This is a genomic window from Pseudomonas sp. SJZ078 (genome assembly GCF_007828255.1).
GTDB lineage: Bacteria > Pseudomonadota > Gammaproteobacteria > Pseudomonadales > Pseudomonadaceae > Aquipseudomonas.
The window spans coordinates 65398-82481 of sequence record NZ_VIUG01000021.1 but is presented as its reverse complement, the minus strand read 5'-3'; the positions used below and the strand labels follow the sequence as shown (position 1 = coordinate 82481).

At 60.2% G+C, this 17084-nt stretch carries 15 protein-coding genes; 3 read left to right on the top strand and 12 right to left on the bottom strand.

All coding sequences use genetic code 11. The features are described from left to right. The first annotated feature begins 85 nt into the window (after positions 1 to 85). The 3 genes from FBY02_RS18665 (at position 86) to FBY02_RS18650 (ending at position 2642) form a co-directional block, all read left to right on the top strand. Positions 86 to 382 carry a hypothetical protein gene (locus FBY02_RS18665; RefSeq protein WP_144929712.1) on the top strand — a complete coding sequence of 99 codons (297 nt, stop codon included), beginning with the start codon at positions 86 to 88 and terminating at the stop codon, positions 380 to 382. A gap of 54 nt (positions 383 to 436) precedes the next feature. Then, entirely contained in the window at positions 437 to 1579 is a 1143-nt protein-coding gene (locus FBY02_RS18660; protein ID WP_144929711.1) for an epoxide hydrolase family protein, read from the top strand. A 556-nt stretch (positions 1580 to 2135) separates the two neighbouring features. Then, entirely contained in the window at positions 2136 to 2642 is a 507-nt protein-coding gene (locus FBY02_RS18650) for an AidA/PixA family protein (RefSeq protein ID WP_144929709.1), read from the top strand. A gap of 52 nt (positions 2643 to 2694) precedes the next feature. On the opposite strand, the gene FBY02_RS18645 is transcribed toward FBY02_RS18650, so the two are convergent. The 12 genes from FBY02_RS18645 to FBY02_RS18590 form a co-directional block, all read right to left on the bottom strand. Beyond that, complete coding sequence (locus FBY02_RS18645; protein ID WP_144929708.1) at positions 2695 to 2904, bottom strand: formate dehydrogenase subunit delta; 210 nt, start codon at positions 2902 to 2904, stop codon at positions 2695 to 2697. Then, complete coding sequence (gene fdhF, locus FBY02_RS18640; RefSeq protein ID WP_144929707.1) at positions 2901 to 5777, bottom strand: formate dehydrogenase subunit alpha; 2877 nt, start codon at positions 5775 to 5777, stop codon at positions 2901 to 2903. Before fdhF ends, FBY02_RS18645 begins: the two co-directional genes overlap by 4 nt. After that, a complete protein-coding gene (locus FBY02_RS18635; RefSeq protein ID WP_144929706.1) occupies positions 5774 to 7333 on the bottom strand; it encodes an NADH-quinone oxidoreductase subunit NuoF in 1560 nt (519 codons plus the stop codon). Before FBY02_RS18635 ends, fdhF begins: the two co-directional genes overlap by 4 nt. Next, entirely contained in the window at positions 7327 to 7809 is a 483-nt protein-coding gene (locus FBY02_RS18630) for a formate dehydrogenase subunit gamma (RefSeq protein WP_144929705.1), read from the bottom strand. The genes FBY02_RS18635 and FBY02_RS18630 overlap by 7 nt, the downstream gene beginning before the upstream one ends. A gap of 245 nt (positions 7810 to 8054) precedes the next feature. Continuing rightward, entirely contained in the window at positions 8055 to 8675 is a 621-nt protein-coding gene (locus FBY02_RS28820) for a DUF2599 domain-containing protein (protein ID WP_144929704.1), read from the bottom strand. Between the two features lie 132 nt (positions 8676 to 8807). Beyond that, the gene (locus FBY02_RS18620) at positions 8808 to 10004 is read right to left on the bottom strand and encodes a halovibrin HvnC (protein ID WP_144929703.1); all 1197 of its coding nucleotides are present in this window, start codon (positions 10002 to 10004) and stop codon (positions 8808 to 8810) included. 490 nt (positions 10005 to 10494) lie between these two features. Continuing rightward, positions 10495 to 11013: a hypothetical protein gene (locus FBY02_RS18615; RefSeq protein WP_144929702.1), complete on the bottom strand. Its 519-nt coding sequence runs from the start codon at positions 11011 to 11013 to the stop codon at positions 10495 to 10497. A gap of 214 nt (positions 11014 to 11227) precedes the next feature. Beyond that, positions 11228 to 11608 carry a response regulator gene (locus FBY02_RS18610; RefSeq protein WP_144929701.1) on the bottom strand — a complete coding sequence of 127 codons (381 nt, stop codon included), beginning with the start codon at positions 11606 to 11608 and terminating at the stop codon, positions 11228 to 11230. A 2-nt stretch (positions 11609 to 11610) separates the two neighbouring features. Next, positions 11611 to 13785 carry a PAS domain S-box protein gene (locus FBY02_RS18605; RefSeq protein WP_144929700.1) on the bottom strand — a complete coding sequence of 725 codons (2175 nt, stop codon included), beginning with the start codon at positions 13783 to 13785 and terminating at the stop codon, positions 11611 to 11613. A gap of 191 nt (positions 13786 to 13976) precedes the next feature. Next, positions 13977 to 14807, bottom strand: a complete 831-nt coding sequence (locus tag FBY02_RS18600; protein ID WP_144929699.1) for an amidohydrolase — start codon at positions 14805 to 14807, stop codon at positions 13977 to 13979. Beyond that, a complete protein-coding gene (locus FBY02_RS18595; RefSeq protein ID WP_144929698.1) occupies positions 14800 to 16089 on the bottom strand; it encodes an MFS transporter in 1290 nt (429 codons plus the stop codon). Before FBY02_RS18595 ends, FBY02_RS18600 begins: the two co-directional genes overlap by 8 nt. Positions 16090 to 16223: 134 nt before the next feature. Further along, positions 16224 to 16955, bottom strand: coding sequence for a GntR family transcriptional regulator (locus tag FBY02_RS18590; RefSeq protein ID WP_144929697.1), 732 nt, complete (start codon positions 16953 to 16955; stop codon positions 16224 to 16226). Between the last annotated feature and the right edge of the window lie 129 nt (positions 16956 to 17084).

Here is a 17084-nt window from a genome sequence, read left to right as displayed (position 1 = left end):
ACCGTGTCTTTTGACAAGAGCGGCGTTCGCACCTATAACCGGTCCTGGCCGACCGGCAGGCCAGTGAACGAAATGAGCAGGCACCATGAATGACCGTCAGGCAATCATCAAAGACTTGATCACAGCAGTGGTGAAGGCCCATAAATCCAACGAAATCGTCTATCAGTCGGAGTGGCTCGGCTACATCCCATTCGGGGTCTACCACTGGGTCGAATGCCGGGGCGAAGACGTCTCCAGCGACTTTCCGTTTGGATGGTCGCTCGAAGACCTGGCGGGTCTGGAGCAGATGGGGTTTCTGGAAACGCTTGAAGCTTATGAGAACCCTGAGGACTCGTTTGATCGGGAGATCAGGTATCGCGTTTGCGTTGAGCCCGCCTGGTAGTTGGCTTGCGTCATAAGATGTCACCAGCCCATACAAAGTAACCAGGCCCAGACCATGCTCATCGAACCCTTCTCCCTCGACATCCCCGAGCGCGCCCTGGAAGACCTGCGCCATCGCTTGCGCAATACACGGCTGCCCGAGCCGTTGCTCGATCAAGGCTGGAGCGAAGGCATGGACATGGACGTGCTGCGCGATCTGCTTGCTTACTGGTCGACTGGGTTCGACTGGCGCGCGCGGGAGGCTGAGCTCAATCGCTTGCCGCAGTTTGTTGCCGACATCGGCGGGCAGCGGGTGCACTTTGTTCATCAACGTGGCGTCGGGCCGGATCCGATGCCGCTCGTCCTGACCCATGGCTGGCCCGGTTCGTTCATCGAGATGCAGCGCATCATTGCGCTACTGACGGACCCGGCCAGTCACGGTGGCGACCCGGCGGACGCGTTCCATGTGGTGGTGCCGTCGCTGCCGGGCTACACCTTTTCCGCGCCGTTCATGCAAGCGGGCATGGGGCCCCATGCGATTGCCGGGTTGTGGCAGGAGCTGATGGGCGGGCTGGGTTATGAGCGCTTTGGCGCCCAGGGCGGGGACATTGGCGCGGGGGTCTCGACCTGGCTGGGTGTGCGGTTTCCCGAGCAGGTGACAGGGATTCATCTCAATTACATTCCGGGCTCCTACCGCCCTCCCCTGGGCAAAACCGAGCCACCGCAGACAGCGGATGAAACGCTTTTCCTCCAGCGCGCCGCGGCATTTGGCGATACCGAAGGCGCCTACGCCCACCTGCAACGAACCAAACCCCAGAGCCTGGCCGTGGGCTTGAACGACTCACCGGCCGGACTGTTGGCCTGGATGGGGGAAAAACTGCTGGCCTGGTGTGATACCGATCCGGCCATCGACCGTGACTGGTTGCTGACCAATGTGACGCTCTACTGGCTGACGAACTGTATCGGCTCGTCGTTTCGTCAGTACGTGGAAGGCAGCAAGCGACCGTTGCAGTTCAACAGTGGGGAGCGGGTGAAGCCTGCGGTTGGGGTTGCGCTGTTTCCCAAGGAACTGCCCATGCCGCCAAGAAGCTGGGTGGAGCGGTGCTGTACGGTGGAACGCTGGACCACGATGCCACGGGGTGGTCACTTCGCGGCGCTGGAACAGCCGGCGTTGTTGGCGGCGGATATCCGGGCATTCTTTCGAGCGTTGCGCGAGTGACGATGCTCTGGTGGGAGCGAGCTTGCTCGCGAAAGCGGTGGATCAGTTGGCCGTAACTCTGAATGTGCTGACGTCATCGCGAGCAGGCTCGCTCCCACAGGGTCTAGTGGGTATGCAAAAGCTGCGTACACCCCCAATTCAGTGTGGGAGCGAGCCTGCTCACGATGGCGGTGGGTCAGCTGGCAGCAATTCTGAATGTACCCCCGCCATCGCGGGCAAGCCCGGCTCCCACAGGGCCCGGTGGGTACGCAATAGCTGTGTACATCCTGAACCTAACAAGCCTCTATTGCCATACTGCCGATAATTGCTGTCAGCTTTTTCCCACTAACAGCGCAGGACAATCACCCGACACACGTCAGAACCGTGCCCGGATCAGAGCCAAATCAAGAAAATACCTCTGCCACGTTTCGCTTCGCTTAACGACTGTCAAAAAAACGAAAATTTGACTCCATTGAGCCATCACCTATCGTTCCTCCCAGGACCGCACCCAGGGACCGGGTGCCCGGACACCCGCGGTCGTTGACGTCAACATGGATATGGATAAAGGAGCAATTCGATGTCTAGCGCGACCCGAACGGTTGATGTACTTGTCACCATTGATGCCGACTACCTGCTGGCCCACAACGATGTAGCGAAGTCGGTTTCCATGCTGGTGAATCGCGATCTGATCGACAGCCACGCCAGCGGCGATGGCTTGAACGGTGGCGACGAGCTATGGTTCGACGTCAACTCCGGCGACAACATTCGCTGGCGTGCCACGACCCTGTCACGAAACTTCGACCGCATCGCAATGATTACCGCGGTGCAACAAACCTCCAAGGTAGGCGGTGATTACTTGGGTAGCATCACCATCGACCCTCCTGCCACCCTCCCTGGCGTGGTGCCCTTCATAGATCCAAATGCCAAGGGCGGCTACTCCTCAACCCCAGTGCAATACACTTTATGGCCGGCCCTGGCCGTGAACAAAGGCAAACTCTCCTACACCATTACCTTCGTCCTGCTGGACCAAAACCTGAAATCCAGTCAGGAGTACAGCTGGGACCCCTTCATCACCGTCAACTGAGCGGCAACTGATCGGTGCACAACCCCACCGGGGCGGTGCACCGAACCATCCGCTACGACTCCCTCAATGCCGCCTGCACCAGTGGGTGCAGGCTATCGCCCGGGTTCTCCACCTGCCACTTCATCAGCTGATTGCGCATGACCGGCGTCCAGAAACTCTGGATATGCTGGCGCACGCCATTCACGGCCAATGTCTTGTCCGGCTCGCTGGAGAAGTACTGGCCAATCTGGTTGGCCATCTTGATCAGGCTTTCGGTACTCATCGACGCACCTCGGCTTTCTCGGCATGACGACGTTCGCGCAGCAGGCGCCCCTGTTCATCGCTGAAGGCCTGGTAGCGTTTCTGCCATTCCGAAGGCTGGCTGACCCGCACGATTTCCACCGCCGTCACCTTGTATTCCGGGCAGTTGGTGGCCCAGTCCGAGTTGTCGGTGGTGATCACGTTGGCACCCGATTCCGGGAAGTGGAAGGTGGTGTAGACCACCCCCGGCGCCACTCGCTCGGAGACCTTGGCGCGCAGCACCGTCTGCCCGGCACGGCTGCCGATGCCGACCCAATCGCCCTCGACGATACCGCGGTTCTCGGCGTCGGTCGGATGGATCTCCAACCGGTCTTCCTCGTGCCAGGCAACGTTCTCCGTGCGTCGGGTCTGAGCACCCACGTTGTATTGGCTGAGAATACGCCCGGTGGTCAGCAGCAATGGATAGCGACTGTTGACCTTCTCATCGGTCGGCACGTAGCCGGTGAGCATGAAGCGCCCCTTGCCGCGCACGAATTGCTCGATGTGCATGATCGGCGTACCGTCCGGCGCCTCATCGTTGCACGGCCATTGCAGGCTGCCATGGCGATCCAGTTCGGCGTAGCTGACCCGGGTGAAGGTCGGCGTCAGGCGGGCAATCTCATCCATGATTTCGGAAGGATGCTTGTAGTCCATCTTGTAACCCAGGGCCTCGGACAGGGCGATGGTTGCTTCCCAGTCGGCCTTGCCGGCCAGGGGCTCCATCACCTTGCGTACCCGGGAAATGCGGCGCTCGGCGTTGGTGAACGTACCGTCCTTCTCGAGGAACGAACTGCCCGGCAGGAATACGTGGGCGAACTTGGCCGTCTCGTTGAGGAAGATGTCCTGGACCACCACGCATTCCAGGGCGCTCAGGGCCGCAGTCACGTGCTGGGTGTTCGGGTCACTCTGGGCGATGTCCTCGCCTTGGCAATAAAGTGCCTTGAAGGAGCCATCCAGCGCCGCCTCGAACATGTTCGGAATGCGCAGCCCCGGATCGGGTTGCAGGGTCACGTTCCAGGCCTGCTCGAACTGGGCGCGTACCACCTCGTTGGAGACGTGGCGATAACCGGGCAGTTCGTGGGGGAACGAGCCCATGTCGCAGGAACCCTGCACGTTGTTCTGTCCACGCAGCGGGTTCACGCCGACACCTTCGCGGCCGATGTTGCCGGTGGCCATCGCAAGGTTGGCAATGCCCATCACCGAGGTACTGCCCTGGCTGTGTTCGGTCACGCCGAGGCCATAGTAGATGGCCGCGTTGCCACCCGTGGCGTAGAGCCGCGCGGCGGCGCGGATCTGCTCGGCAGGCACGCCGCAGACCGGGCCCAAGACCTCGGGCGCGTTCTCCGGCAGGCTGACGAAGTCACGCCAGCGGGCAAATTCCGCCGCTTCACAACGCTCGTCGACGAAAGGCTGGTTGACCAGTCCTTCGGTGACGATCACGTGAGCCAGTGCATTGAGCATCGCCACGTTGGTGCCTGGGCGAAGCTGCAGGTGCAGCTCGGCACGGGCATGGGGCGAATCCACCAGGTCGATGCGCCGTGGGTCGATGACGATCAGCCGTGCGCCCTGGCGCAGGCGACGCTTGAGCTGGGAACCGAATACCGGGTGGGCATCGGTGGGGTTGGCGCCCATCACCAGGATCACGTCGGCCAGCATCACCGAGTCGAAGGTCTGAGTGCCGGCGGACTCGCCGAGTGTCTGCTTGAGGCCATAACCGGTCGGCGAATGGCAGACCCGCGCGCAGGTGTCGACGTTGTTGTTGCCGAAAGCGGCACGCACCAGCTTCTGCACCAGGTAGGTTTCTTCGTTGGTGCAGCGGCTGGAGGTGATGCCGCCGATAGAATCGCGTCCGTACTTCAGCTGGATGCGGCGGAATTCACTGGCCGCGTAATTGACGGCTTCGTCCCAGCTGACTTCCTGCCACGGATCGTTGATGTGCTTGCGGATCATCGGCTTGGTGATGCGATCCGGGTGGGTGGCGTAGCCCCAGGCGAAACGACCCTTGACGCAGGAATGGCCATGGTTGGCCTGGCCGTTCTTGTCCGGGACCATGCGCACCAGCTGGTCGCCTTTCATTTCCGCACGGAAAGAGCACCCGACACCACAGTACGCGCAGGTGGTGATGACGCTGCGCTCCGGCTGACCGATTTCCACCACGCTTTTTTCCATCAGCGTGGCCGTCGGGCAGGCTTGCACACAAGCGCCGCAGGACACGCATTCGGAGTCGAGGAAGTTGTCGCCGCCAGCGGCCGCCACGCGCGAATCGAAGCCGCGTCCGGTGATGGTCAGCGCGAAGGTGCCCTGGGTTTCCTCGCAGGCACGCACGCAGCGGTTGCAGACGATGCATTTGCTCGGGTCATAGTCGAAATAAGGGTTGGAAACGTCCTTCGTTTCGGCCAGGTGGTTGTCACCCTCGTAGCCATAGCGCACTTCACGCAGGCCGACCTGCCCCGCCACCGTCTGCAATTCGCAATTGCCGTTGGCCGAGCACGTCAGGCAGTCCAGCGGGTGGTCGGAGATGTACAGTTCCATCACGTTCCGCCGCAGCCCGGCGAGTCGCGACGTCTGGGTGCGTACCACCATGCCTTCGGTGACCGGCGTGGTGCACGAGGCCGGATAGCCGCGCATGCCGTCGATCTCCACCAGGCACATGCGGCAAGAGCCGAACGGCTCCAGGCTGTCGGTGGCGCAGAGTTTGGGGATGGTGGTGCCGAGCAATGCCGCGGCGCGCATCACCGAAGTCCCGGAGGGAACGGTGATTTCGCGGCCGTCAATGCTCAGGCTGACCTGCACCTCGCTTTCGCGTTCCGGGGTGCCCAGGTCGATATCGCTGGCGGGATCGAAAATATTGATCATTGGTCGGCCTCCGTGGTCGCCAGACCGAAGTCGGCAGGGAAATGCTTGAGGGCGCTGGCGACAGGATAGGACGTCATCCCACCCAAGGCACAGAGCGAACCGTATTGCAGGGTGTCGCAAAGATCCTGGAGCAACAGGACCTGTTCCTGGCGGGCACCGGCATCGGTGCTGGCGAGCAGTCGGTCCACCACTTCCACTCCACGGGTGGAGCCGATCCGGCACGGCGTGCATTTGCCGCAGGATTCTTCAGCGCAGAATTGCAGGGCGAAACGGGCCATGTGGGCCATGTCCAGGCTGTCATCGGCCACCACCACGCCGCCGTGGCCGAGCATCGCGCCCATGGCGGCGAACGCCTCGTAGTCCAGCGGCGTGTCGAATTGTGAAGGCGGCACCCAGGCGCCCAGCGGGCCACCCACCTGGGCGGCCTTCAATGGCCGACCGCTGGCGGTACCACCACCATATTCTTCCACCAGCTCCCGCAGGGTCAGGCCGAAGGCGCGTTCCACCAGGCCGCCATGACGGATGTTGCCGGCCAATTGGAACGGCATCGTGCCCAGGGAACGACCCATGCCGAAGTCGCGGTAGAACTGGGCGCCCTTCTCCAGGATCACCGGCACCGAAGTCAGGGTCAGCACGTTGTGGACCAGGGTCGGCAGCCCGAACAGGCCTTGCAGCGCAGGCAACGGTGGCTTGGCGCGAACTGTGCCGCGCTTGCCTTCGAGGGATTCCAGCAAGGCGGTTTCTTCGCCGCAGATGTAGGCACCGGCGCCCACCCGGACTTCCAGCTCGAAGGCGCAGCCGCTACCCGCCACGTTGGCGCCCAGGTAGCCGGCCTCGCGGGCGATGCCCAGGGCGTCGTTCAACGTCGCGACAGCATCGGGGTATTCCGAGCGCACGTAGATGTAGCCCATGGTGGCGCCGACGGCGATACCGGCAATGATCATGCCTTCGATCAGCAGGAAAGGATCGCCTTCCATCAGCATGCGGTCGGCGAATGTGCCCGAGTCACCTTCGTCGGCGTTGCATACCACATATTTTTGCGTACCCGGTGCATCGCGCACGGTGCGCCATTTGATGCCCGCCGGGAACGCCGCACCGCCCCGGCCGCGCAGACCCGAGTCGAGCACGCTGGCAACCACTTGCACGCCATCCTGTTGAATGGCGCGAGCCAGGCCCTGGAAGCCGCCATGAGCGCGGTAGTCATCCAGGGACAGCGGCCGGGTGATACCGGCGCGAGCGAACAGCAGGCGCTGTTGGCTCTTGAGATAGGGGATTTCCTCCACCAGCCCCAGGGCCAATGGATGGTTGCCGGGGTCGCCTGCCAGGGCGTCGAGCAGCCCAGGCACGTCCGCCGGTGTGACGGGGCCGAAGCCCAGCCGGCCGCTGGTGGTTTCCAGCTCCAGCAGCGGTTCCAGCCAATAGAGGCCACGGGAACTGGTGCGCTGCACCTCCAGCGGCAACTGCCGACGCTCGGCCTCGCGCATCAGCGCAACGGCCACCGTGTCCGCGCCGACGGCACGGGCTACCGAATCGCGGGGAATGCAGAGCTTCAGCATGTGCCTCCCTCCAGGCAGCCATTGACCAGTTCACGCAGGCGCTCAGGCGTCAGCCGTGCGTGCAACTGACCATCCAGCTCCAGGGCCGGCGAGCAGACACAGGCGCCCAGGCAGTAGACCGGCCGCAGGCTGATGCTGCCATCGGCGCTGGTGCCGTGATCGTCAAGCGACAACTGTTCGCGCAATTGGGCAGCCAGCTGTTCGGCCCCCATGCTTTGGCACGACTCCGCGCGGCACAGACGCAAGGTATGGCGCGCGGGCGGCGTGGTACGAAAATCGTGGTAGAAACTGATCACCCCGCGCACTTCAGCCAGGCTGAGGTTGAGGGCATGGGCGATCTCCGGGACGGCGGCGTCGGGAACGTACCCGCAACCCTCCTGGATGGCATGAAGAATCGGCAGCAAGGCACCGGGGGTGTCCTTTTCGCGCTCCAATACACGTTGAATCAGAGGCAGGTGAAGCGTCTCATCGGGCATAAACTTACCTCGGCATCTCGGACGACCCTGCGCAATGTTGGCAGTCGCCCGGAGTCTTGGCTGCGGCGTCCGGCCACGTCACGGAAGCGTGGTTGTCCGGTCGCCCTCCTCGCTCTCCGGTCAGGCGTCTTGGCGCGCCTGATCCGGGGCATCTTTACAGCTTGCCACTCCCGGGAACTGGCAATTGCACATGGACGACAAAACGCGTTCTGAAAGCGACTCGAGGGCGAAACCTTTGCCGACATTCAAGGGACGGTGAACGTCCGGTAATCGGCCCACTTCGACACCTGCCCTCCCAGGGTTTGTCGCGCTGTCATCCTATAAGAACCCGAGCCTAACTGAGCGCCCTCTATACGCCAGTCTCCGTTGCCATCCGCGGTTGGATTGCCAAAACAGTAGCCTCCGCCCTCAAGGCATACATCCACCATCGCGCCCGCTGCGCTTTTCCCCGAAATGATGAAGGGTACCGCCACAGTGTCGCCCTCCGTCGGGCTTGAAATCAATGGGGGTCCTGAGAACGCTGGCAAACCATTGTTACAACCATTCTGAATCGACTCTTCATGTGACACATCGGGCCGGTAGGGCTCCAGATTCCACGGCACCTTGCCTCGGGCGATGAACAGATGACATACCAACTGACGACGCATCCCTCCCCCATCATTATTTTTCCATTGCCAATCATTGCCATATTTCTGAACAAGCTCAGCATATTCGGCATTAGTCCAATTCGAGTTTACCCCTCTGCCACATTCAGTCGGTATGACAGATAAACTCCATTCTTGTTTATGGGTCCCGGGATCGTCACGCAGGGTCCAAGTTGCGGAAGCAATATATTGTTCACATGGCCCCCCCCTCCACGTCACCATAAGAAACCTGGATTACAAACAATAAAACCAGCATGTAAAGTCTCATCACCATTCTCCTGCCTGCCCGTTTAACGCTCACACTGGCGAACCCTCGCCAACTGGAGATGAATCTACAGTCTTTGCTCCAAGCACTCAGGGAACCGTGATAGTTCGATTAACCGCCCAGCTCGACACTTGACCATTCAATCTCTGCCTCGCCGTAAATCTATAAGCTCCCGAGCTTAATTGGGCGCCATCGATAAACCAGTATCCATTACCATCGGCAACCACTGGCGAACCAAAACAATACCCCCCGCCTTCCAGGCATACATCAATAGTTGCGCCCGCGGCACTTTTACCTGAAATCCTGAAGGGTGTCGCAACGGTAGCGCCCTCCTGCGGATTGACAATCCAGGGTTGCTCCGATGAAGACGGGACGGTTCCTTCTCCCGCCATGACTTCTTGATCTTGGGTAGAGAAGTCGAAGGTAACATCCTGGTCCACCGAAGTTGGAAGACTGACTTTGATAATCGGAACGACGATGCCTCCGCTATCGGTATAGAACTCCTTCTGATTAGTTCGCGCATCTGGCAGACCGGCAGGATCAGAATAAAAGAACGCCTGGACCGGCAGCGTGCCCGCACTGCTCTGGGGCCAGGTAGTCACCTGCATCTCATTCCACTCATAGAAACCATTGATCTTTTGTTTGGCTTTGAGTGATTCATAGAAGAACACAGCACCGTTGGCGGTACCGCTTGCCACATCAAACCCACACGCATCCATGTGGGGATTACTGGCGACCGATTGATTCCAGTGACTGGCCCACTGATCCGAATTGACTATGCCTTGTGACTGACAGGGTCGGCTGGCTTCGTAGTGCTTGTTTTCTTCCAATGTGATTCGGCCACACAGGGCATCGCGATGCCAATCCCACGAATCCATTGGAAATGAACAAATAACCCCGAGGGAAAGTTTATTGGCAGGCGCCATGAATTTAGGATAAAGCACATAACCATTATTAAAACCCCAGGCAAATGTCTGGAATTTGGCATCCGCCCTCAAATAGGAAAACGCAACACCTCCTCGCTGTTGCGACAAAGGGCTCGGGTCCCAAGACCTATACTGGGTGGATTTTTTTGTCACTCTTAAGGTCACGCCACTGCAAAGAAATGCCGGTCTGTTATTTGTGCCACAATTCTCAGCCACATTGGCATATTGATTACGAATAGCCGTCAGTGTCGCACTGCCCTCGGCCAATGAGTTTTCCGCATTACCCGCGACCCATTGGGCATTTGCCTGATAACAGGCAGCAAACAGCGCAAATCCAAACAATTGGAAAAAAGTTTTCATGAATCGGCCCTCGTCAATTACGCAATCGTGAGTTTCCTCACTCCCTTGCAAATCAAGCGGCCCATAAAACGGTGCACACTCCAACGACCCGATCCATGCTTATCGAGACCAACAGCGGACGTCCAGTTCTTTTAAGTCATGTAACCCTATGAGTCTTGAACACTCATGACACGCTTTATTCGTTGTTCAAAATCTAGAGCAAGCACAACGACTACTCTACTGTCAGACATGACAGTGCGGACAAGCGGAAGGATGTTCAGCCGCCATCAATACTGCAGGAGCGAGCCTGTTCGCGATGGCGGCGGATTAGATTGCATCGATATTCAATGGATAATCTTCGCGAGCAGGCTCACTCATATCTTTCGTGGTGTTTTCCAACCAGTCGGCGACCTGCGTGACATTTTCGGCCAAATCCGCTGCAAGCTGCCATCCGCGAACCCATGGCGCCTACGCCGTCCGTTCCCACGAACCTGGCCCATGAACACCGCCCCTACTTCAACTCCACCAACCGCAGCGACTGCGACCCGTCCAGCGACAGGTGAATGGTGACCGCCCGGCTAGGAAAATTCGGCGCATCGTCGTCGGTATTCTCCATGACTGGAATATCGATCAACGTTTGCTCCCCCGCCGGATCGCTGACCAGTTTGGCATTCAGTTTATCGATCGAACGCCAGCTGTCCCCACCGATGCGAATCACGTCCAGCAAGCTGTAGTGCTGCTGGCCTTCTTCGTTTTCTTCAGGGGTAAAGGCCGCCAGGTATTGGCTGTAATTGTTGCCCATGCCGAAACCTTCGATGGTGAACACTGCGAGCGTTACTTCGCTATCCTCCCCGGTACCCAGCGTCTGCACCAGCGTCGCTTCGGGGTAGCCGGTGGCGTAGCTGTCCTTGAGGAGCGCGACCAGATGCCCGACCTGTTCCTCCAGAGGCTTTGGAAGAGACTTTGGCTCGGCGGCGTGAGTCAGGGTACAGGCGAGGAACAAGCTGGCGGCAAGCAAGTGCAATTTCATGGAGGGAAAGTCCAAGGTACGGGAAGTGAGCGCGGATATTAGCGCATCGACAGCATGGTTGATCAGCCTGTCATTACCCGGTCGCGGCTTGATTGAATGTGCCGCCGCTATCGCGAGCAGGCTCGCTCCCACAGTTTTCCGAGGTGTTCACAGAAGCAGCGTCCACCACCAATCCCCTGCTCGCGATAGCGGTGGATCAGCTTACGGAAGGGAATCAAGCCGACGTCGACGCTCGATGCCTCAATGCCTGGGTCATCCGCTGCAGCAACTCGCTTTCCGAAAACGGCTTGTGCAGAACCGGGTACCCGGCAAACTCACCGGGCACTCCGCTGGCGCCGTATCCGGTGCTGAACAAGAACGCAATGCCACGATTGCGCAGGACCTCGGCCACCGGAAAAACCCGCTCGCCGGCCAGGTTGACGTCCAGGATAGCCAGGTCGACGAGTGCTGTACTTGCCTGATCCTGCGCCGTTGCGAGCCGGGCCACCGAAGCCACTACTTCGCAGCCGAAATCCTCCAGCATTTCCTCGATCAACATGGCAATCGCGCCTTCGTCTTCGACGACGAGCACCCTGACGCCAGCGAATGGAGGCATGCCTAGACTCCGATCAGAAACGAGAAGCGGCAGCAAACACCCTCCGGGGCGAAGGTCAGGTCGAACTGGCCGCCCAGGTCGCGCTCGATGCAGCGCTTCATCAACCGTGACCCCAGCCCTTCCCGCTCCGGTCGAGCGACGGGCGGTCCGCCCTGCTCCCGCCAATCCAGGGTCAACAAAGTGCCGTTTGGCTGGGGCAACAGCTCCCAGGTCACCGAAAGCGTGCCCGTCTCGACGGACATCGAGCCATACTTGAGCGCGTTGATCGCCAGTTCGTTGAGGGTCATCGTGAGGTTGAGCGCCACCCGGGTGCCGACGTCGATGGTCGCGCCTTCGATCGTGATGCGATCGGGCTCGAGCCCGAAGACCGGCATCAGCACTTCCTTGGCCAGGGCGTCCAGGGGTGTATTTTCCCAGTGCCGCTTCGTCAACAGGTCATGGGCCCGCGACAGCGCCAGCAACCGGGCTTCGAACCGCCGATAGCCATCTTTTGCATCCTCGGCGTTGCGCGCAGTCTGGGCCGCCAGGGATTGCACCGTGGCCAAGGTGTTCTTGACCCGGTGATTGAGTTCGTCGATCAACGTCTTCTGGCGGTTTTCCGCCTGCTTGCGCTCGGTAATGTCCACCAGCATGTTGATCGCGCCCACGACGTTGCCATCGGCGTCATGCAGGGGCGTGGGATAGGGATTGAACGGCACACGGGTTCCATCCGGCCGTTCGGCAATAGCCTCGGCACCTCGAATGGCCCGGTTTTCCCTCAACGCCACCGCCATGGGGCATTGGTCATGGGGAAGCGGACTTCCGTCGGTGTTGAACAGCTTCCAGGTCACGCACCACATATCGCCCAATTCGGGCGTGCGTCCCGACAGCTCGATAGCCGCACGGTTATAGAAGGTGATGCGGCCTTCTGCATCAGTGGTGTAGACCGCAGCGGGCATTGCTTCGAGCACATTGCGCAGTTGCCGCTCGCTCTCGCGAACCTGGTTTTCCATGCGCTGCGCAAGGGTGACGTCCTGCAACACCCGCACGCCATAGCGGAACTCGCCGTCGGCATCGCGTACCGACGAGCTGTGGATGTCGAGGTAGACGATCTCGCCATCGAGCTTGAACGCGCGCTTGCGCAGCACGTAATGGTCCAGTTCGCCGGCAACCTGCCGTGCGTACAGGGCCGCGTCCTGCCCGACACTGTCCGGGTGGGTATAGTCCAGGAAGGTCATTGCCAGCAGTTGTTCGCGAGTACGGCCCAGCATACGGCAAAGGGCATCGTTTACCCGCAGCAGGCGACCGTCCTCGTCGGCCTCGGCAATGCCGATGGTCGCCGCCTCGTAGGTGGCCGAAAGCCTGTCGTCGCTCTCCTGGCGCGCCGCCTCGGCGGTATGAACACAAGTCATGTCGATGGTGAAACAGCGGGTGTTGAAGAGTTTCCCCTCCTCGAACCGCCCATTGGAAGTAATCGAAACATGTTTGATGGAGCCGTCCTTGGCTCGTAAGCGCGCCGGATAGCTCTCCAGGCAATCACCGCTGCCCAGTTTATTGAGAATGTCGCCAATGACCGGTTCATCGACATGAAACTCGGTGATATGGCGACCGATGTATTCCTCTTCCGAGTAACCCAGCAGGGCCAGTTCGGCCTTGTTGGCGCGCAGGATGACGCCCTCGCCACTGACGATATGCAGGCCCACGGCGCTGTTTTCGAAGAAATCTTCAAGGTCGGCGCTCTTGCGCCGAAGCTCCTCGGCCATGGCGTGTTGTGCAGAAATGTCCTGGAAGCAATTGATCGCCCCTTGAATGACACCTCGCCGATCCCTCAAGGCCCGGATGTTCATGAGTGCCACGAACCGCGACCCGTCCGGGCGCTGGATGACGATTTCCTGGTTGCGCGTCACATCCCCCGTGCTGAGCGCCGAGGCGGTCGGGCAGTCCTCAAACGCCAAAGGCGTACCATCGCTCAAGAACAACCGATGGGAACCACAGAAGCGATCGCCGTTCACGCCGAGCTCCGGCTTGCGCCCCCACAATTCAGCCGCCTCACTGTTGTACCTGACGAGCCAACCGTCGCGGTCGCACAGGTACACCGCGCCGGGAATGGCCTCGAGCGCATTTACCCCCATCGAGACCAGGCTTTCATACTCGCTTGGCACCAGCGTTTCCCTGGGAAGTTCTTCAACGTTTGACATCAGCGATCCTCAATCCACCTGGCTAAGCGCCCTTGCTGTCCATCGCCCCATGCGTATGCCCGTGCCGGCGGTGCCGGCTCGAATAACGCACTCTGAAGTCAGGTGGGGTATCTTGCATACAGGAACAATGGAGTCTAGATCCCTATTCGTCGTACGAGTTCAGATTGACTGGATACCCCAGCCCCTGGCGCTCAAAAACCGAACAGTTCTTGAGGCGCTTGCAGCATCAGTGCTCGCCTCAGCGACGCCGAACAGTCCAATGCCTGCAACTGCTCCATCACCGTCTCGAACCCAATGGTGGGTTCATGTTGCGTATGCGGCCAATCACTGCCCCATACCAGCCGGCGCGGGCCGAAGCTGCGCTCCAGCAAGGCCAACGAGGCTCGGGCGAACTCGAGGTTCTGCTGATCCGTCCCTGCCAATCGGTAAATACCGGACACCTTCATCCATACTTGTCCGCTCGAGCCCAGCGCCAGCAACTCGGTAAAACCCGCTTGCTCGATACCCAAACGGGAGTCCGGGCGCCCGAAATGATCGACCACCAGCCTGATGCCAAACGGCAGCAGGTGGCGAATCAGTCCTGGCAGATCCTCCACGCTGCGGTGCAACTCGACATGCCAGTCCAGCTCAGCCAAGTGGCCGAAGAAGCCCTGCCAGGCTGCGTCGCGAAAATCAGGCAGGTCCTTGCCCATCAGATTCAGACGAACGCCAACCACGCCCAGGCGAGCCATGCTATCCATCTCGGTACGGCTGGCGTCTGGCTCCAGTACCACGACCCCACGCAATTGCCGCGGTGCCTGCTGGAGCGCTGCCAGCAAATAGTTGTTATCCGTGCCGAGAAAGCTTGGCTGCACCAGGACGCCATGGCTCAGGCCATGGGCTTGCAAGTGGTGCAGGTATTGGTCGAGCGTCGCATCATAGTCAGGTGTATAGCGCCGCTCGGAGGTCAACTCCAGCCCACGGCTGAACACATGGGCATGGGAGTCGATGCCGGTGATCGGCGTAAAAAACGTCTCAGGCATGGGCACGCTCGTTACCGTCGAGCGTGGCATTTGCCGGCGCCATGGCGGCTTCAAGGCTGCGCCCGCGGGTTTCCGGAAGACACAGTGCCGCGAGCACTGCTACGCCGTAGGCAATCCCCGCGTCAATGCCAATGGCTGATCCCAGGGACATCGAATCGCTCATGTGGCCGACCAGGAAAGGAAACACCGCCGAAAGCACCCGACCGAAGTTGTAGCAGAAGCCCACGCCGGCGCCGCGCACATCCGCCGGGTACAACTCGTTGAACAATGCGCCAAGGCTCGCAGGAATGCCGGCGGCAAAGAAGCCGAGCGGGAACCCCAGGAACAGCATCTGCGTGTTGGTCAGTGGCAGGAACACATAGCACTGTACGGTCACGACGCAACACAACGCGAACAGCACGATGTTCTTGCGACGACCAATGCGATCGATCAACAAGCCGCTGACCACGCAGCCACACCAGAAGGCGAAGATGATGACCGCCAGATAGCCGCCGGAGTTGAGTACCGACAGGTTGCGTTCGGTCTTGAGGAAGGTCGGCAGCCAGGTCATCACCGCGTGATAACCGCCATGGGCGCCCAGCCCCAGCAACCCACCGAGCAGCGTCACGCGGATCAGTTCAGGGCGAAAGATGCCTGCCAGAGACTTGAAGAAACTCTGCGCGATGGCCTGTTCTTTTTGCAGACGCTGAAAACTGTCCGGTTCCTCGACATTGCGTCGGACCCAAATGATCAGGAACGACGGCAACAGGCCGACAATGAACATCACCCGCCAAGCCGTATCCTGGGGCACGAACGAGTAGATCAGCGTGAAGACCCCGACCGCCAGCCCCCAACCCACCGCCCAGGCGCTTTGTACCGTGCCCATGACCTTACCGCGGTACTTGGGATTGATGGTTTCGGCCATCAGCACCGCACCAGCGGCCCACTCGCCACCAATGCCGAAGCCCTGCAACGCCTTGACGACCAACAGTTGGTGAAACCCAGTGACGAACGCGGACAGAAAGGTGAAAAACGAGAACCAGAGAATCATCCATTGCAGCGTGCGCACCCGACCGTAGCGGTCCGACAACGTGCCGCCGACCCAGCCACCGAGGGCCGAGGTCACCAGGGTCACGCCGCTGATCAACCCCGCATCGCCCTTGGACAAGGCAAACGCAGCGATCAGCGCCGGTATCGCCAGGCCGAACATCTGCACTTCCAGTGCGTCGAGTGACCATCCGCCGAAACAGGCCCAGAACGTTTTGCGCTCCCGCGCAGTGACTTGGCGATACCAGCTGAACATGATTTTTATCCTTATAAGCAGAACGAAAGGCAGCCGAGAGCGAACCGCGCCGCTACAGGGCCAGTAATGGCAAACACAACGGTAAAAGCTGCGGCGAACGACGCGCCGCCGGGTGCCCCGCTAATCCGGCAGGGTCAACGGATTTCCACGCTGTAGCGGAAATGCTCGGCATGCCCGCGAGAGCGTCGCCACTCCAGCGGGTTGCCGGCGTAGTCCCGCGCCAGACGCTCGATCACCACGACCGGGCTGTTGACCGGCACTTGCAGCAACCGCGCGTGAACGTCATTCACCGATTCGGCAGTGAGGGTTTCTTCGGCATAGGCGACCACCTGGCCGCAGGTTTCTTCGTAGATGGGATAAAGCAGCGGCCCTTTCTGGCTCAGGTCGATGTCGAGCAACGGTTGAAAGCGACCACGTGGCAACCAGATCTCTTCGGCAAGCACCGGCTCGACCTCCAGCAGACGCACACGAACGATGCGGATCACCGGCGCATCGACGGGTAATCCCAGCGCCTGCGCCACCGCCGATGGCGCAGCCACCGGCTCGATGGACAAAATGCGACTCTCTGGAACCCGACGTTCTCCCGACGCGCTTTGAAACCGGAAGAAGCGGAACAACGAAGACTGGAACTGAGGCCGGCGAATGAAAGTACCGCGCCCTTGCTGACGTTCGAGGATGCCCTCGCTTACCAACGCATCGACCGCCTTGCGCACGGTACCGGTAGACAATTGGTATTCCGCCGAAAGTGCCGCTTCAGTGGGAATCGCTTCTCCCGGACGCCAGCGATTATTGGCGATCTGCTCGGCCAACTGGTCTCGCAGACGTTGATAAAGCGGCAAGCGAACATCGCTGGGAAGGGCTTTCATCGACTTTATTCACCTTATTATCTAGTCATATATATGAATATGCGCCGAGTATTCGTCCCGATCAGGAGGTTGTCAAGAATGGGTTCACTAGAGAACTGACGAATGGCAAGGCTCGCGTACACTACGCTT

What these genes read in the sequence shown, in the direction of transcription:
- FBY02_RS18660 (WP_144929711.1), top strand. Translation starts at nt 437, where the DNA reads ATGCTCATCGAACCCTTCTCCCTCGACATCCCCGAGCGCGCCCTGGAA.
- FBY02_RS18605 (WP_144929700.1), bottom strand. Translation starts at nt 13,785, where the DNA reads ATGTCAAACGTTGAAGAACTTCCCAGGGAAACGCTGGTGCCAAGCGAG.
- FBY02_RS18645 (WP_144929708.1), bottom strand. Translation starts at nt 2,904, where the DNA reads ATGAGTACCGAAAGCCTGATCAAGATGGCCAACCAGATTGGCCAGTAC.
- FBY02_RS18610 (WP_144929701.1), bottom strand. Translation starts at nt 11,608, where the DNA reads ATGCCTCCATTCGCTGGCGTCAGGGTGCTCGTCGTCGAAGACGAAGGC.
- FBY02_RS18600 (WP_144929699.1), bottom strand. Translation starts at nt 14,807, where the DNA reads ATGCCTGAGACGTTTTTTACGCCGATCACCGGCATCGACTCCCATGCC.
- fdhF (WP_144929707.1), bottom strand. Translation starts at nt 5,777, where the DNA reads ATGATCAATATTTTCGATCCCGCCAGCGATATCGACCTGGGCACCCCG.
- FBY02_RS18650 (WP_144929709.1), top strand. Translation starts at nt 2,136, where the DNA reads ATGTCTAGCGCGACCCGAACGGTTGATGTACTTGTCACCATTGATGCC.
- FBY02_RS18620 (WP_144929703.1), bottom strand. Translation starts at nt 10,004, where the DNA reads ATGAAAACTTTTTTCCAATTGTTTGGATTTGCGCTGTTTGCTGCCTGT.
- FBY02_RS28820 (WP_144929704.1), bottom strand. Translation starts at nt 8,675, where the DNA reads ATGGTGACGTGGAGGGGGGGGCCATGTGAACAATATATTGCTTCCGCA.
- FBY02_RS18590 (WP_144929697.1), bottom strand. Translation starts at nt 16,955, where the DNA reads ATGAAAGCCCTTCCCAGCGATGTTCGCTTGCCGCTTTATCAACGTCTG.
- FBY02_RS18595 (WP_144929698.1), bottom strand. Translation starts at nt 16,089, where the DNA reads ATGTTCAGCTGGTATCGCCAAGTCACTGCGCGGGAGCGCAAAACGTTC.
- FBY02_RS18630 (WP_144929705.1), bottom strand. Translation starts at nt 7,809, where the DNA reads ATGCCCGATGAGACGCTTCACCTGCCTCTGATTCAACGTGTATTGGAG.
- FBY02_RS18665 (WP_144929712.1), top strand. Translation starts at nt 86, where the DNA reads ATGAATGACCGTCAGGCAATCATCAAAGACTTGATCACAGCAGTGGTG.
- FBY02_RS18635 (WP_144929706.1), bottom strand. Translation starts at nt 7,333, where the DNA reads ATGCTGAAGCTCTGCATTCCCCGCGATTCGGTAGCCCGTGCCGTCGGC.
- FBY02_RS18615 (WP_144929702.1), bottom strand. Translation starts at nt 11,013, where the DNA reads ATGAAATTGCACTTGCTTGCCGCCAGCTTGTTCCTCGCCTGTACCCTG.